This window comes from Neisseria sp. LACPHL-SPEC-2024-00856, from assembly GCF_047915665.1.
Lineage (GTDB): Bacteria > Pseudomonadota > Gammaproteobacteria > Burkholderiales > Neisseriaceae > Neisseria > Neisseria polysaccharea.
The window spans coordinates 48,214-63,316 of sequence record NZ_JBLRPR010000001.1 but is presented as its reverse complement, the minus strand read 5'-3'; the positions used below and the strand labels follow the sequence as shown (position 1 = coordinate 63,316).

At 52.0% G+C, this 15,103-nt stretch carries 15 protein-coding genes and 1 pseudogene; 5 read left to right on the top strand and 11 right to left on the bottom strand.

Annotated features, from left to right (window positions below; translation table 11 throughout):
* Window positions 1–40: 40 nt before the first annotated feature.
* The 5 genes and pseudogenes from ACNAU7_RS00440 to ACNAU7_RS00420 all read right to left on the bottom strand — a co-directional run bounded on the left by ACNAU7_RS00440 (window position 41) and on the right by ACNAU7_RS00420 (window position 3,574).
* Window positions 41–269: pseudogene (locus ACNAU7_RS00440) on the bottom strand (DUF333 domain-containing protein).
* A gap of 25 nt (window positions 270–294) precedes the next feature.
* Window positions 295–1,074 carry a TatD family hydrolase gene (locus ACNAU7_RS00435; protein ID WP_416299713.1) on the bottom strand — a complete coding sequence of 260 codons (780 nt, stop codon included), beginning with the start codon at window positions 1,072–1,074 and terminating at the stop codon, window positions 295–297.
* 4 nt (window positions 1,075–1,078) lie between these two features.
* Window positions 1,079–1,429 carry a PilZ domain-containing protein gene (locus tag ACNAU7_RS00430; RefSeq protein WP_416299711.1) on the bottom strand — a complete coding sequence of 117 codons (351 nt, stop codon included), beginning with the start codon at window positions 1,427–1,429 and terminating at the stop codon, window positions 1,079–1,081.
* A gap of 3 nt (window positions 1,430–1,432) precedes the next feature.
* Complete coding sequence (locus ACNAU7_RS00425; RefSeq protein WP_416299709.1) at window positions 1,433–2,410, bottom strand: DNA polymerase III subunit delta'; 978 nt, start codon at window positions 2,408–2,410, stop codon at window positions 1,433–1,435.
* Window positions 2,411–2,443: 33 nt separating this feature from the next.
* Window positions 2,444–3,574 (bottom strand): PilT/PilU family type 4a pilus ATPase, encoded by a 1,131-nt coding sequence (locus tag ACNAU7_RS00420; RefSeq protein WP_025457249.1) that lies wholly within the window; start codon window positions 3,572–3,574, stop codon window positions 2,444–2,446.
* Window positions 3,575–3,741: 167 nt separating this feature from the next.
* Between ACNAU7_RS00420 and ACNAU7_RS00415 the strand changes: the two genes are divergently transcribed.
* From ACNAU7_RS00415 to lepB, 3 genes are all read left to right on the top strand, one after another.
* Complete coding sequence (locus ACNAU7_RS00415; protein WP_416300229.1) at window positions 3,742–4,443, top strand: 5'-methylthioadenosine/adenosylhomocysteine nucleosidase; 702 nt, start codon at window positions 3,742–3,744, stop codon at window positions 4,441–4,443.
* A 143-nt stretch (window positions 4,444–4,586) separates the two neighbouring features.
* Entirely contained in the window at window positions 4,587–6,380 is a 1,794-nt protein-coding gene (gene lepA / locus ACNAU7_RS00410) for a translation elongation factor 4 (RefSeq protein ID WP_416299707.1), read from the top strand.
* Between the two features lie 142 nt (window positions 6,381–6,522).
* Window positions 6,523–7,542, top strand: coding sequence for a signal peptidase I (gene lepB, locus ACNAU7_RS00405; RefSeq protein ID WP_416299705.1), 1,020 nt, complete (start codon window positions 6,523–6,525; stop codon window positions 7,540–7,542).
* A gap of 218 nt (window positions 7,543–7,760) precedes the next feature.
* Here lepB and ACNAU7_RS00400 read toward each other — a convergent pair whose 3' ends face one another.
* From ACNAU7_RS00400 to dapF, 5 genes are all read right to left on the bottom strand, one after another.
* Complete coding sequence (locus ACNAU7_RS00400; RefSeq protein ID WP_416299703.1) at window positions 7,761–7,910, bottom strand: hypothetical protein; 150 nt, start codon at window positions 7,908–7,910, stop codon at window positions 7,761–7,763.
* A gap of 45 nt (window positions 7,911–7,955) precedes the next feature.
* On the bottom strand, window positions 7,956–8,861 hold the full coding sequence (locus ACNAU7_RS00395) for a DMT family transporter (RefSeq protein ID WP_033915023.1): 906 nt from the start codon (window positions 8,859–8,861) through the stop codon (window positions 7,956–7,958).
* A 310-nt stretch (window positions 8,862–9,171) separates the two neighbouring features.
* Window positions 9,172–10,104, bottom strand: a complete 933-nt coding sequence (cysK, locus tag ACNAU7_RS00390) for a cysteine synthase A (protein ID WP_416299701.1) — start codon at window positions 10,102–10,104, stop codon at window positions 9,172–9,174.
* 196 nt (window positions 10,105–10,300) lie between these two features.
* Window positions 10,301–10,906, bottom strand: coding sequence for a hypothetical protein (locus ACNAU7_RS00385; protein WP_416299699.1), 606 nt, complete (start codon window positions 10,904–10,906; stop codon window positions 10,301–10,303).
* The gene (dapF, locus tag ACNAU7_RS00380) at window positions 10,903–11,754 is read right to left on the bottom strand and encodes a diaminopimelate epimerase (protein ID WP_416299697.1); all 852 of its coding nucleotides are present in this window, start codon (window positions 11,752–11,754) and stop codon (window positions 10,903–10,905) included. Before dapF ends, ACNAU7_RS00385 begins: the two co-directional genes overlap by 4 nt.
* Window positions 11,755–11,889: 135 nt before the next feature.
* Here dapF and ACNAU7_RS00375 point away from each other — a divergent pair, with 135 nt between their 5' ends.
* Window positions 11,890–12,204 (top strand): hypothetical protein, encoded by a 315-nt coding sequence (locus ACNAU7_RS00375; protein WP_416299695.1) that lies wholly within the window; start codon window positions 11,890–11,892, stop codon window positions 12,202–12,204.
* The gene (locus tag ACNAU7_RS00370) at window positions 12,201–12,869 is read left to right on the top strand and encodes a sulfite exporter TauE/SafE family protein (RefSeq protein ID WP_416299693.1); all 669 of its coding nucleotides are present in this window, start codon (window positions 12,201–12,203) and stop codon (window positions 12,867–12,869) included. Before ACNAU7_RS00375 ends, ACNAU7_RS00370 begins: the two co-directional genes overlap by 4 nt.
* Before the next feature lie 73 nt (window positions 12,870–12,942).
* On the opposite strand, the gene pnp is transcribed toward ACNAU7_RS00370, so the two are convergent.
* Window positions 12,943–15,066, bottom strand: a complete 2,124-nt coding sequence (pnp, locus tag ACNAU7_RS00365) for a polyribonucleotide nucleotidyltransferase (protein ID WP_416299691.1) — start codon at window positions 15,064–15,066, stop codon at window positions 12,943–12,945.
* Window positions 15,067–15,103: the final 37 nt, after the last annotated feature.

The window sequence follows — 15,103 nt, the reverse complement described above, 5'->3', positions numbered from 1 at the left end:
GCGGAAACTTCCCACAATATTTGCCGTATATCGCGCAGTATCAATGTTGTGAACGGAAATATTCCCACTCCTCGACAATCCTGCTGTCCGGCAAATGGCACAGGGTATATCCGCCGCCGCTTTCGTCTTTTTTGCTTCCCGTCTGCCGCCTTTGGCAATGCAGAATTTGGAAGCGGAATTTGCCATACCGACTGCCTCATGCCTGTCCGAAACGTGTTGGCAGGCAGCCGGCAGCAGCGCGGACATGCATACGGATGAATTGCCCTCATGGTTTCCCTTATCGTCGGCACAGGGTCAGATGGCCCGCATATCGGGCACTTTTTTAAACAGACGGTAAAAGTTTTCCGTCGTATATGCCGCAACCTGTTCCAATGTTTGATTCCGCAATTTGGCAATATGTTCGGCGGTATGACGCACAAAAGCCGGCTCGTTCTGCCTGCCGCGCTTGGGAACGGGGGCAAGGAACGGCGCATCGGTTTCCACCAAAATGCGGTCGTCCGGCACATATTTTGCCGCCTCCTGAACCAAGGGTGCGTTTTTAAAGGTAACGATTCCCGAGAAAGAAATGTAAAGCCCCAAATCCATTGCTGCACGGGCAAAACTGATGTCTTCGGAAAAACAGTGGATAACGCCCGAATTAACCCGGCATTCTTTCAGGATAGACAAGGTATCCGCCGCCGCATCGCGCGTATGGACGATAACGGGCAGCCCGGTTTGATTGGCTGCTTCGATGTGGTCTGCAAAGCGTTTGTGCTGCCAGGACAAATCACCTTTGCACCAGTAATAATCCAAACCCGTCTCTCCAATGCCGATCACTTTCGGCGAGGCGGCTGCGGCAACCATTTCCGCAATGGAAAATTCTTCGGCTTCCTTGCTGTCGGGATGTACGCCTATGGTGCAATAGATGTGTTCGTGCGCTTCGGCGACGGCAAAGACTTCGGAGAAGCTTTCCCTACTGACGCTGATGGCGAGTGCCTGCCCCACGCCGTTTGCTTCCATGTTGGACAAAACTTCGGGCAGGCGTTCTTTCAAACCTTCAAAATTGAGGTGGCAGTGCGAATCGATGATATGCATGGCGTTACATGGTAAACGTAAGTCTGCTGCCGCTGATTGTGCTGCCCAGTTCGACTTCGATCTGGTCTTTGACTTTCAGGCAGTTTTCGTGTTTTGTGAATGCCAGCCCAACCCCTTTGGGTTTGGAGGAAGTACGCGCAGGATTAATCCAAGCGACCTTGGTCGGCAGGAACAGTTTGGGGAAGTTGAGGATTTCTACGGCAAGCAGAATATCGTCCCCGATGGAAAATACGTCGTCGGTCTGCACAAACAGACCGCCATGTTCCAAAAACGGCATATAGGAGCTGTACAGCAGATTCATGTCTTTCAGCTGCAACGACATCATTTTTGCCGGAATATTTTGTCCGTCTGACATAATTCACCCGTTCTCTTTCTTCAATTCCAAATAATTGATGAGCAGATGCTCGATCTGCATTTTGACATTTAAAGTATGAAACCCGTAAGGGGCAAGCTGTTTGAGCATATCCTCCGCCGCAAATATATTGCGCGGGCGGAAGCCGGATGCCGTCTGAAGCAGCCTGTCTTCATAAGCAGGATAATAGACGGGTTTCATGTGTCGCAGGCACAATCCCAAATCGACCAGCCACTTCTGCATCCACCCGACAAATACGGCGAGCGGAAGTTTCTCCTTATCGAAAAGCGCGGCGTAATCCAAAATCTTCAACAACCTCGGCTCTGCCAAAATATCCAACAGTTTAATCCGCAACGCACGGACACCGTCCGCCTCATCAAACAGCGGCGCACCCGAATGGAACGCCAAAAATTCTTCCGGCTCCGCCACACCCCTTTCACGCAGATATGCCAATGCTTCCCCATGCGAAGGAGCGGGCAAAACCATCTTCCGGCAGCGGCTTTTAATGGTCGGTAAAACCTTGTCCGCCGCGTGGCTGACCAGCAAAAAGACCACTTGGGGCGGCGGCTCTTCCAACACTTTCAACAAACTGTTGGCGGCTTGGACATTCATACTTTCCGCAGGATGAATCAGAACCACGCGCAAACCGCCCCGTACCGAAGTCAGGTACACATTATCGATGATTTCCCTGACGGCATCGATTTTGATCTGCAACAGTTTGCGCCCGTTTTCGGGTTCGTCCGCCAGAGGCGTGATTTCGTAAAAATCGGGATGGCTTCCCTGTCCAAACAGATGGCAGGACATACATTCGCCACAGGGTTTGCAGCCCGGTGCAGGGGTTTCGCACAACAACGCCTTCGCCGCAAAACGGGCAAACGCGGTCTTCCCCGTCCCCTTTTTGCCGGCAAACAGCCAAGCATTGGGACGGCTCGTCCAATGCTCCGCAATCTGCCGCCATTGTTCATTATGCCACGGATAAATCATGTCAAACTGCCCGTCCGGAAATCTATACCGCCATCAGAGCAGTTCCAAATCGGGGCCGGAACTTTGTGCCCGGCGGCTGCGCAACTGTACCGCCAAACGCAAATCGTGTGCGGAATCGGCATTTTTCAAGGCATCCTGCAAGGAAATCTCGCCTTTTTCATACAATTGGTAAAGGTGTTGGTCGAAGGTCTGCATACCCAGGGTAGTGGATTTTTTCATCACTTCTTTGATTTCATGGATGTTGCCGTTGTGAATCAACTCCGAAATCAGGGGCGAATTGAGCAGCACCTCGACTGCCGCCACCCTGCCCTTGCCGCCGTCTCGCGGAACGAGGCGTTGCGAAATAAACGCCTGAAGGTTGAGCGACAAATCCGTCAGCAATTGTTCGCGCCGCTCCTCGGGGAAGAAGTTGATGATGCGGTCGAGTGCCTGATTGGTGCTGTTGGCGTGCAGCGTCGCCATACACAAATGCCCCGTTTCGGCAAAGGCGATGGCGTAGTCCATTGTTTCGCGGTCGCGGATTTCGCCGATAAGGATGACATCGGGCGCCTGCCGCAGCGTGTTTTTCAACGCCGCCATCCAGTTTTCCGTATCCACGCCGACCTCGCGCTGGGTGATGATGCAGTTTTTGTGTTCGTGGACAAACTCGATCGGATCTTCGATGGTGATGATGTGTCCGAACGAATTTTCATTGCGGTAGTCGATAAGCGAGGCAAGCGAAGTCGATTTGCCCGAGCCGGTGCCGCCGACAAAAATAACCAGCCCGCGTTTTTTCAGCGCGACATCCTTCAAGACAGGCGGTAGGTTCAGGCTTTCAAACTTGGGAATCTTGCTGGTAATCGCGCGGAATACCAACGCCGTCGCGCCGCGCTGTATCATCGCATTGACGCGGAAGCGGCTGGTGTCCGGCAGGCTGATGGCGAAGTTGCACTCGTTGGTCGATGAAAATTCTTCCGCCTGCTTCGCACTCATAATTGAAAAGGCGATTTCCATACATTTTTCCGCCGTCAGCGGCTCGTCCGTGATGCGGGTGATTTTGCCGTCCAGCTTCATCGCGGGCGGGAAATGGGTCGTCACAAACAGGTCGGAACCTTTGTTTTTGTTCATATGGCGCAGCCATGCGAACAGTTCTTCCTTTGCAGTCATATTTTCATCGGTAAACATCCTCGTCCCCCAATTTTCAAACAATCTGTACCTTCCCATTTTACCAAAAACCCGCCATGCCGTCTGAAACCGTTTCAGACGGCATGGACAAACCGCCCCCACTCAATCCTGCCGTGTTAGCGTGTATAATTCGGCATTCTATCCGAAATTCACAGCAGGTCAGCAATATGTCTTTGAAAACAGTAGCCGTTATCGGCGCAATGGAACAAGAAATCGAGCTTTTGCGCGAGATGATGGAAAATGTCAAAGCCGTCTCTTTCGGCAGATTTTCCGCCTATGAAGGCGAATTGGCGGGAAAACGCATGGTGCTTGCATTGAGCGGCATCGGCAAGGTCAACGCGGCGGTTGCAACGGCTTGGCTTATCCATCAATTCGCACCGGAATGCGTCATCAACACCGGCAGCGCGGGCGGTTTGGGCAAGGGTTTGAAAGTCGGCGACGTAGTCATCGGTACGGAAACCGCACACCACGACGTCGATGTAACCGCATTCGGCTATGCCTGGGGACAAGTGCCGCAACTGCCGGCAAGGTTTGCTTCAGACGGCATTTTGATTGAAACGGCAAAACGGGCGGCGCGGACGTTTGAAGGCGCGGCGGTAGAACAAGGGCTGATTGTCAGCGGCGACCGCTTTGTCCACAGCAGCGAAGGCGTGGCGGAAATCCGCAAACACTTCCCCGAAGTCAAAGCAGTGGAAATGGAAGCGGCGGCGATTGCCCAAATCTGTCATCAGTTGGAAACGCCCTTCGTCATCATCCGCGCCGTTTCCGATTCGGCGGACGAAAAGGCAGACATCAGCTTTGACGAATTTTTGAAAACGGCGGCGGCAAGTTCCGCAAAAATGGTGGCAGAAATCGTCAAATCTTTATAAGACCTTTATCAAACTTATGCCAAAACAGCGGTTTTCCGTTAGAATAACGGGCTATTTCCACGTTGCACCCGATATTCGGACGCAACGCCGTTTGTTCAGACGGCATTTCCCAAACCCACTGTCCGACATCCCACACAACCCTAATGAAAAATATCCGAAATTTCTCCATCATCGCCCACATCGACCACGGCAAATCGACGCTTGCCGACCGCTTCATCCAATATTGCGGCGGTTTGGATTTGCGCGAAATGAGTACACAGGTACTCGATTCCATGGACATCGAAAAAGAGCGCGGCATCACCATCAAAGCGCAAACCGCCGCACTCAACTACAAAGCACGCGACGGACAGATGTATCAGCTTAACTTGATTGACACGCCGGGACACGTCGACTTCTCTTACGAAGTCTCCCGTTCGCTGTCCGCCTGCGAAGGCGCGCTTTTGGTGGTTGACGCGTCGCAAGGCGTGGAAGCGCAAACCGTGGCGAACTGCTACACCGCGATTGATTTGGGCGTGGAAGTCGTGCCCGTTTTAAACAAAATCGACCTGCCCGCCGCCGACCCCGAACGCGTGGAACAGGAAATCGAAGACATCATCGGCATCGATGCCGTCGGCGCGGTGCAATGTTCCGCCAAAAGCGGTATCGGCGTGGAAGATGTTTTGGAAGAAATCGTTGCCAAAATCCCCGCACCGACCGGCGACGAAAACGCGCCGCTGCAAGCGGTTATCGTCGATTCGTGGTTTGACAACTATGTCGGCGTGGTTATGCTGATCCGTGTGAAAAACGGCATCATCAAGCTGAAAGACAAAGTGCGCTTTATGAGCACCAAGGCGGAAACGCAGGTCGAGCAACTGGGCGTATTCACACCGAAATCGGTTCAAAAACAAGAACTCAAAGCCGGCGAAGTAGGCTTTTTGATTACCGGTGTAAAAGAATTGGGACAGGCGAAAGTCGGCGATACGGTTACTTTGGTTGCCAATCCTGCCTCTGAACCGCTGCCCGGTTTCCAAGAAGTGCAAAGCCAGGTATTCGCCGGACTTTATCCCGTAGAAAGCCACGACTACGAAGCCTTGCGCGATGCTTTGGAAAAATTGCAGCTGAACGATGCTTCGCTAAAATTCGAGCCTGAAGTTTCCCAAGCATTGGGCTTCGGCTTCCGTTGCGGCTTCTTGGGTCTGTTGCACTTGGAAATCGTGCAGGAACGCTTGGAGCGCGAGTTCGATATGGATTTGATTACCACCGCGCCGACGGTGGTTTATGAAGTCGTGTTGAAAAGCGGCGAAAAAATCGAAGTTGAAAACCCGTCCAAACTGCCCGACATCGGCAGCATCGAAACCATACTCGAGCCGATTATTACCGCGACCATCCTCGTGCCGCAGGAATACGTCGGCAACGTCATGACTTTGTGTAACCAAAAGCGCGGCGTTCAGGTCAATATGCAATATATGGGCCGCCAAGTCATGCTGACTTACGATTTGCCCATGAACGAAGTCGTCATGGACTTCTTCGACAAACTCAAATCCACTTCGCGCGGTTATGCTTCGTTGGACTACCATTTCAAAGAGTTCCAACCGTCTGATTTGATTAAGCTGGATATTATGGTCAACGGCGAAAAAGTCGATGCCTTAAGCCTGATTGTGCACCGTCAAAGCGCGGTTCACCGAGGCCGCGAGCTGGCATCGAAAATGCGCGAGCTGATTCCGCGCCAAATGTTCGACATTGCCGTCCAAGCCGCCATCGGCAGCCAGATTATCGCCCGCGAAAACGTCAAAGCACTGCGTAAAAACGTCTTAGCGAAATGTTACGGCGGCGATATTACGCGTAAGAAAAAACTACTTGAAAAACAAAAGGCAGGTAAACGCCGTATGAAACAAGTGGGCAATGTGGAAATTCCGCAAAGCGCGTTCTTGGCGATTTTGCAGGTGAGCGACAAATAACTCCGGCACACAGGGCGGCGCGTCGGGAACACCCCTCAAACCGCCCTGATTTCAGGGGCACGCGCCCGCAAACAAATTTTGCAATTTGCCGCCTTAAAACGGTTGCACGGACGGGCGGTTTTTTAAGCATTAAGGAACAACAATGAACACTATGCTAATGTCGGGCGCGGCTGCCGCGCTGCTTGCCGGCATCATCCTTTATTTCAAAAGCGACAAAAAGCGGCAGGAAAACGGTGAATGGAGTTCCGGCCTCGAATACGCCTATATCCTGACAGCGGTCGGCGTGTTTGCCGCTTTGTCCCTATTTATGAGCTTTACCGCCGTTTTCCTGATTTTCGTTGTATTGTGCGGTACGGCTTGGGGGGTATACAAATACCGCCTGAAGACTCATCCCGAAATCTCGGAAAGCAGCCACTTCGGCGATTATTTCGGCGGTTTCTTCCCTACCGTTTTGGTATTGTTCCTCATCCGGTCGTTTATTGCCGAACCGTTCCAAATCCCGTCCAGCTCGATGCGCCCGGGCCTGATCAAGGGCGATTTCATTTTGGTCGGCAAATTTTCCTACGGCCTGCGCGTACCCGTTTTAAACAATATATTTATTCCTACAGGCAAAATCGAACGGGGCGATGTCGTTGTTTTTAATTATCCTCTGCAGCCGGAGATGACCTACATCAAGCGTATTGTCGGCATTCCGGGCGATGTGGTCGAATATCGGGATAAGATTTTGACGGTAAATGGCAAACCCACTTCCGATATTCCTAACGGCACATACCGTTATCCCGACGACACCGACCCTTCCGAAATCCACAACACGGATATGTTCCGCAGCGGTCTGGACGGCAAATCCTTCAATATTCTGAAAAAAGAAGGACAGCCTGCCGTTTCCCTGCCCGTATTGGGCAAATATACCTCCGATATTATGTCTGAAAACGGATATTCCATAGAGCAAAGCGGTTTGGAACACTGCCAATATGCCGACGACGGCAGCGGTTTCGTGTGCAAAGTTCCCGAAGGACGCTATTTCGCTATGGGCGACAACCGCGACAACAGTGCCGATTCGCGCTACTGGGGATTTGTGGATGACAAGCTGGTTGTCGGCAAGGCAATGTTCATTTTGATGAACTTCGGCGATTTCGGCAGGGCCGGTACGGCAATCCGTTAGGCCGGAAAATTACGCCGGAACATCAAAAATGCCATCCGAACCCTGTTTCAGACGGCATTTTTATCATCAAACGCCTTGTTTCCCTGCCGGCAGCCTCGGGGATAATATAGTGGATTAAATTTAATCCACTATATTTCCGTTTGTGTGGAAACCCATCCCATTGAATAAAGGGCATTTCGTCCGACTGACGGTGTGGGCGGCATATGGAAATACGGACATTATTTTAGTTGCATTGCCATTCCAGCGGAGGCGGCTTTTTTGATTCTGCCCGCCCCGATGCCGTCTGAAAGGGCTTCAGACGGCATTTTCCGCTCCGCGCCGTTGCCGGCGTGTTTGATCTTGCCGGTTTTGACTGCCTGCCAGTTCAATCGTACGCAGGTTTGCCACGGCAGAAAATCTGATGCCGGACGGAGTCAAGGCTCGGACTGCTGTTTCAGCGAACCGAGATAAATTGCCGAAAGCGTCAGCGCCACCCCTGCCCACTGCACGCCTTCAATCGGTTTGCCCAATCCGAAATAATCGATGAACAGGGCGGCAACCGGTTCGGACAAAAGCAGCAGCCCCGTCAGCGACAGCGAAAGCAGCGGAATCGCATAGGCAACCATCGCCCACGCGAAGCACTGCATCACCACGCCGTACACAAGCACCAAACCCGCATCTTTCCAAGTCGTCGGATAAAGCGCGCCGCCGTCCATCAGCAATGCCGGAACAACCAACGATACCGCGCCGCCTAAACTCAAAATCATCATTGAAGGGAAAAGCGCCACCGGCTCGACTTCATGAGTCTTGCGGACGAACACCATCGACAGGGCAAGCATCAGCCCGGACACCAAACCGCTGACGAATCCCCAAACCGCATTACCGTTGTAGCCGAATTCCGCACCGGCAATCATCGCCACACCGGCAACTGCCGATATTAAGCCTGCCTTTTTCAGCCCGCTCAAACGCTCGCCGAAAAAGAAAACACCGATTGCCGACAAGAAAAAGATTTGCAGGCTGTTGAGCAGGGTGGAAATACCCGGCCCGACCGCGTGTATGCTTTCGTGCCACAACGCCAAATCGAAAGCGAGAAACACGCCCGCCGTCAGGGCATATCGGACGGTTTTCCTGTTTTTTGGGAATTTTTGCCCGAAAAACCGTGCTAAAAACCAAAATACGAACACCGAAATCAGCAACCGCCAAAATGCGATTGCATACGAACCGACGGGGACGGATCTGACAATCAGACTGCCCAGACCGAACACCACGCAACCCAGCACCAGCAATGGTGCGGCATATTTTTTGCCGTTACCGACCACAATATCCCCTCCCTTCCCCATACGGCTGCCGCGCCGACGGCAAGAATGCCGCCATTCCGAAAATATGCCGTCTGAAGCCCAAAGCCCCGGCTGCACCCGGACAAACGGCTGATTTTACGGGCAGACCGACTATTTTCCGTTGGGGCAAAAAAACCGTCCTGCCGGATAAAACCCGAATAAAAAATATTTCCCTCAAGCAATGCGGCGGCACCAACACCTGATTAAAACACAACCGGCGTTTTCGGCATATACGCAAAAACGCATTTTCCGGCACGGCGTTACACCGATACCGAAAAATGCGTCTGAATGTTTTGACAATCCGATTAAAGCATTATGCCAAATCGGCAAACAGGGGCGTGGAAAGATAGCGTTCGCCATAAGAAGGCAGCAACACGACTATCAATTTGCCTTCGTTTTCAGGCTGTTTGGCAAGCTGCAACGCGCTCCAAACCGCCGCGCCGGAAGAAATGCCCACCAAAATGCCTTCTTTTTCCGCCATTGCGCGGGCGGTTTCAAAAGCTGCTTCGTTCGGAACTTTGGCGATGCTGTCATAGATTTTGGTATTCAAAACGGTCGGAATAAAGCCTGCGCCGATACCTTGAATCGGGTGCGGGCCTTTTTCGCCGCCGCTCAATACGGGGGAAGCCTCAGGCTCGACGGCAACCACTTTGACTTCGGGTTTGTATTTTTTCAATACTTCGCCCACGCCGGTAATCGTACCGCCCGTGCCGACACCGGCAACGAAGACATCGACTTTGCCGTCCGTATCCCGCCAAATTTCCTCGGCGGTTGTTTTGCGGTGGACTTCGGGGTTTGCCTCATTGTCGAACTGGCGCGGCATAAAATAAGTGTCGGGATGCGCGTCCACCAAGGATTGCGCTTTGGCAATCGCGCCCGCCATACCTTCGGCGGCAGGGGTCAGAATCAGCTCCGCACCAAACGCACGCAACAGCATTTTGCGCTCTTTGCTCATGCTTTCCGGCATGGTAATCGCCAGTTTGTAGCCGCGTGCTGCACATACCATTGCCAAACCGATACCCGTATTGCCGCTGGTTGCCTCAACAATCACGGTGTTTTTGTTGATTTTGCCCGCTTTTTCGGCGGACTCGATCATTGCTTCGGCAATGCGGTCTTTGACGCTGCTGCCCGGATTGAAAAATTCCAGTTTCACGGCAACCTCTGCCTTCAAACCTTCGGTCAGACGATTCAGTTTGACCAAAGGCGTGTTGCCGATCAATTCGGTGATGTTGTTTGCAATTTTCATCTTTTGCTCCTGAATAATAAGATTTCGATAGTACGGCACGCAATCCCCTGTCAACATCCTGTCCGATTACAGAGTATTCACGCCGAACCATAAACAAATTTCAGATATGGCCGTATCCTAAACCTATGCCGTCTGAAAAACCAATACCTAAATTTTCTTTCTTTATAACTTTTTGTTCCAATACGGCTGCACCGTATTATCTTCCAATTTCTGAAAGCAGCAGCACCAGTACCGAAACCTGCATCAACGCCGCCGTCAACACGCCGAGGCACAACTGCGAACCACTGAACAGAAAGGAAGGCCGCCCGTCTATACCCCTGCCATGCACATAAGCAACCGCCATCAGTACAAACTGCAACACGAACCAATAAACCGGCTTCAGCGCATAAAGTTTAAGCAATGCCGAAAATACGAACACTTGTGCCGTTCCCGAAAACCAATAATGCACCAACGCACATATTCCGACAAAAGCAAGCGTCATCGATACATTACTGACGGCAAAAAGCCCGAGCAGCGGATGTTCGGGGTCTGCCTGCCATCCGTTTCCGTCTGCCTTCCTCCGCCAATGCCCGATAAAGAAAAATATGCTGCCCAAAGTCAGGTAAAAATGGGGGATAAACAAAGGCACGGCATGGGTCATTCCCCATATGCCGGGCATCAGCTTTGCCCCTAAAACCGATATGCCGAGCCACAAAGCAATACTCGCCCAAAACCATTGCAACATTCCTGCGCGGAATATCAGAAACAGAAAAACCGCCGCATACAGTAAGGCAGACAAAAAATCCAAATGCAGCAAAATCATGAATACGCCAACTCGCCTTCAAACACCGTTTCCGCAGGGCCGGTCATCATCACATCGCCGCCGCAGGCCCATTCGATATATAAAGTTCCTCCCGGCAAAATCACCTCTACCGTTTTCCCTTCATCCAACAGCCCCAGACGGATACCCGCCACCACAGCCGCACACGCGCCCGTACCGCAAGCTTGGGTTTCGCCCACGCCGCGCTCGAACACGCGCAAACGAATCGCAGTTCGGCTGACAATCTGCATAAAGCCGACGTTGACGCGTTCGGGAAACTGCCTGTGCGGTTCGATAAGCGAACCGGTTTCGCGCACCGGCGCGCATTCCACGTCATCGACTACAATCACAGCATGAGGATTGCCCATATTGACGCAGCTGACAGGCTGAATGCCGGATTCAAGATGCACCCCATAAATACAGGCATCATCCCCCTCGTCCGATACGGGAACAAACGGTATTTCAGACGGCATGAACTTTGGTTTGCCCATATTGACCGTAACCATGCCGTTATCGGACAATTTCGGAAAAATAATGCCCTTGGCCGTTTCAACACAAATTTCTTTCTTATCGGTCAAACCTTTGTCTGCAACAAAACGGGCAAAACAACGCGCTCCGTTGCCGCATTGCTCGACCTCGCTACCGTCGGCATTGAAAATACGGTAACGGAAATCCACACCTTCGGTTTCCGAACGCCCGACCACCAAAAGCTGGTCGAACCCGATGCCGCGGAAACGGTCAGCCCATGCCGCAATCGGTGCATACTCAGGAATAAAATCCTGACTGACCGCGTCAATCACCATAAAATCGTTGCCCAAACCGTGCATTTTAGTAAATTTCAAAGTGTTCATATTATTCTGAAATTCCGTATTGTCTGTTGCTTCCGAATTCCGAAATCCCCGTGCCGAAGGGAAATGCTTCCATCTCCCGCCGTCGGGAGATTAAAATAAGCATTATACTGTTTGTTACCCATTACAATAAACACCATGTTCCGCATATTACTGTTGCTTTTCCCTTGTGCAATCCTCGCTGCCTGCACCCGAAACATACCGGCAAACCCGGCCGTTTCAAATTGCGCGCATTTTCAAAACCGCACCATCCTGTATTTTGACGCACACGGCAAACCTGCCGACAGCGCAGTAAAGGGCGGATTTTACAGGACTGTCGAAATTCATGACACCAACCGCATCCTTATTCAAGACTTTAACAGCACGGGGCATACCTTCGCCAAACCCTATTGGTCGGACTGCCGGAAATTATCCGTTTTCCCCGACAAACATCTGACCATGAGCCGTCCATGAACCACGACATCACTTTCCTAACCCTGTTCCTGCTCGGTTTCTTCGGAGGAGCGCACTGCATCGGCATGTGTGGCGGATTAAGCAGCGCGTTTGCGCTCCAACTCCCCCCGCATATCAACCGCTTTTGGCTGATCCTGCTGCTTAACACAGGACGGATAAGCAGCTATACGGCAATCGGTCTGATGCTCGGATTAATCGGACAGGTCGGCGTTTCACTCGACCAAACCCGCGTCCTGCAAAATATTTTATACACGGCCGCCAACCTCCTGCTGCTCTTTTTAGGCTTATACTTGAGCGGTATTTCTTCTTTGGCGGCAAAAATCGAAAAAATCGGCAAACCGATATGGCGCAACCTGAACCCGATACTCAACCGGCTGTTACCCATAAAATCCATACCCGCCTGCCTTGCGGTCGGAATATTATGGGGCTGGCTGCCGTGCGGACTGGTTTACAGCGCGTCGCTTTACGCGCTGGGAAGCGGTAGTGCGGCAACGGGCGGATTATATATGCTTGCCTTTGCACTGGGTACGCTGCCCAATCTTTTGGCAATCGGCATTTTTTCCCTGCAACTGAAAAAAATCATGCAAAACCGATATATCCGCCTGTGTACGGGATTATCCGTATCATTATGGGCATTATGGAAACTTGCCGTCCTGTGGCTGTAACACTCATTCATTCCCGATACCCATAAAAAATGCCGTCTGAAACCTGTTCAGACGGCATTTTCATCCCTAAGCATTACTCGGCGGCATTTTCTTCGCGTGCAGGAGCTTCAAGCAAAGCTTTGATAGACAGGCGTACGCGGCCGCGATCGTCTACTTCCAATGCTTTCACGTTCACAACCTGACCGACTTGCAGGTAGTCGCCGACATTGCGTACGCGCTCGTGGGCGATTTGGCTGATGTGTACCAAACCGTCTTTGCCCGGCATCACGCTGACAATCGCGCCGACGTTGTTGTCGAGGATTTTAACCACAGTACCTTCGTACACTTTGCCCACTTCCACTTCGGCGGTAATCTGTTCGATGCGTTTTTTCGCCGCATCGCCGGCTTCTTGGGTCGTTGCGGCAATGGTAATCGTACCGTCTTCGGCAATATTGATTTCCGTACCGGTTTCAGCGGTAATCGAACGGATGGTTTCGCCGCCCTTACCGATAACTTCGCGGATTTTGTCTTGGTTGATTTTCATCGTGAACAAGCGTGGCGCGTGTGCAGACAGCTCTTGTGGGCCTGCAACGGCGGCTTTCATCTGATCCAAGATGTGCAGACGCGCTTCTTTGGCCTGCGCCAAAGCGATTTGCATGATTTCTTTGGTAATGCCTTGGATTTTGATGTCCATTTGCAGCGCGGTTACGCCTTCGGTCGTACCGGCCACTTTAAAGTCCATATCGCCCAAGTGGTCTTCGTCGCCCAAGATGTCGGTCAGAACGGCAAACTTATTGCCCTCCAAAATCAGCCCCATCGCGATACCGGCAACGTGTGCTTTCAAAGGCACGCCGGCAGACAGCAGACTCAGGCAGCCGCCGCAGACGGAAGCCATAGAGGAAGAGCCGTTGGATTCGGTAATTTCGGAAACCACGCGCATGGTGTAGCTGAAATCTTCAGGTTTCGGCAATACGGCCAATAACGCACGTTTAGCCAAACGGCCGTGACCGATTTCACGGCGTTTCGGCGCACCTACGCGACCGACTTCGCCGGTAGAGTATGGCGGGAAGTTGTAGTGCAGCATAAAGCGGTCGGTGTATTCGCCGGACAGCGCGTCAATGATTTGCTCGTCGCGCGAAGTACCCAAAGTGGCAACCGCCAAAGCTTGGGTTTCGCCACGGGTAAACAGTGCAGAACCGTGAGTGCGCGGCAACACGCCGGTTTGGATGTTCAGCGGACGGACGGTGCGGGTGTCGCGGCCGTCGATGCGCGGTTGGCCGTCCAAAATTTGGCTGCGGACGACATCGGCTTCCAAGTGTTTGAAAATGCCTTTGATTTCGTTGGCTGCCAGCGTGTCGGTTTCTTCGGTAATCAAGGCTTCTTTTACCGCATTCCAAGCCTCGTCCAATTTTGCGGAACGCGCTTGTTTTTGACGGATTTTGAACGCTTCTTTAATGGTTTCGCCGGCAATCCCGCGTACTTTGGCAACCAGTTCCTCATTGGTTTCAGGTGCTTTCCAATCCCAAACTTCCGGGTTGACTTCGTCGGCAAACTCATTGATGGCGTTAATGGCCACTTGCATTTGATCATGACCGTAAACAACTGCGCCCAACATCACTTCTTCAGACAAGATGTCGGCTTCGGATTCCACCATCAACACGGCTTTAGACGTACCGGCGACCACCAAGTCTAATTGTGATTTAGCCAATTCGGCTTTAGTCGGGTTCAAAACGTACACACCGTTTACATAACCCACGCGTGCCGCGCCAATCGGTCCGGCAAACGGTACGCCGCTCAACACCAGCGCGGCAGATGCACCCAACATTGCAGGAATATCAGAATCGATTTCAGGATCGACGGACACGACCATCGCTACGATTTGGATGTCGTGGTAGAAACCTTCAGGGAACAGAGGACGAATCGGGCGGTCGATCAGACGACTGGTCAGGATTTCTTTTTCGCTTTGTTTGCCTTCGCGTTTGAAGAAACCGCCGGGGATTTTACCTGCGGCGTAAGTACGCTCGAGGTAATCGACAGTCAGAGGGAAGAAGTCTTGGCCTTCTTTCACTTCTTTGTTGGTGGTAACGGCAACCAAAACCACGGTGTCGCCCATAGAGACTTTAACGGCAGCGGCAGCTTGGCGGGCAATTTCGCCAGTTTCCAAAGTAACGGCATGATTACCGTATTGGAAGGTCTTAACGTGTTTGTTGAACATCATTGTTCCTTTCAAAATACCGCACTGCTAAAACACTAAT

Excerpts from the sequence above, each read along its gene's own strand:
- lepB (WP_416299705.1), top strand. The coding sequence starts at position 6,523 with ATGAACACTATGCTAATGTCGGGCGCGGCTGCCGCGCTGCTTGCCGGC.
- lepA (WP_416299707.1), top strand. The coding sequence starts at position 4,587 with ATGAAAAATATCCGAAATTTCTCCATCATCGCCCACATCGACCACGGC.
- ACNAU7_RS00420 (WP_025457249.1), bottom strand. The coding sequence starts at position 3,574 with ATGTTTACCGATGAAAATATGACTGCAAAGGAAGAACTGTTCGCATGG.
- cysK (WP_416299701.1), bottom strand. The coding sequence starts at position 10,104 with ATGAAAATTGCAAACAACATCACCGAATTGATCGGCAACACGCCTTTG.
- ACNAU7_RS00395 (WP_033915023.1), bottom strand. The coding sequence starts at position 8,861 with ATGGGGAAGGGAGGGGATATTGTGGTCGGTAACGGCAAAAAATATGCC.
- ACNAU7_RS00375 (WP_416299695.1), top strand. The coding sequence starts at position 11,890 with ATGTTCCGCATATTACTGTTGCTTTTCCCTTGTGCAATCCTCGCTGCC.
- ACNAU7_RS00385 (WP_416299699.1), bottom strand. The coding sequence starts at position 10,906 with ATGATTTTGCTGCATTTGGATTTTTTGTCTGCCTTACTGTATGCGGCG.
- ACNAU7_RS00415 (WP_416300229.1), top strand. The coding sequence starts at position 3,742 with ATGTCTTTGAAAACAGTAGCCGTTATCGGCGCAATGGAACAAGAAATC.
- pnp (WP_416299691.1), bottom strand. The coding sequence starts at position 15,066 with ATGATGTTCAACAAACACGTTAAGACCTTCCAATACGGTAATCATGCC.
- ACNAU7_RS00430 (WP_416299711.1), bottom strand. The coding sequence starts at position 1,429 with ATGTCAGACGGACAAAATATTCCGGCAAAAATGATGTCGTTGCAGCTG.
- ACNAU7_RS00425 (WP_416299709.1), bottom strand. The coding sequence starts at position 2,410 with ATGATTTATCCGTGGCATAATGAACAATGGCGGCAGATTGCGGAGCAT.
- ACNAU7_RS00435 (WP_416299713.1), bottom strand. The coding sequence starts at position 1,074 with ATGCATATCATCGATTCGCACTGCCACCTCAATTTTGAAGGTTTGAAA.
- ACNAU7_RS00370 (WP_416299693.1), top strand. The coding sequence starts at position 12,201 with ATGAACCACGACATCACTTTCCTAACCCTGTTCCTGCTCGGTTTCTTC.
- dapF (WP_416299697.1), bottom strand. The coding sequence starts at position 11,754 with ATGAACACTTTGAAATTTACTAAAATGCACGGTTTGGGCAACGATTTT.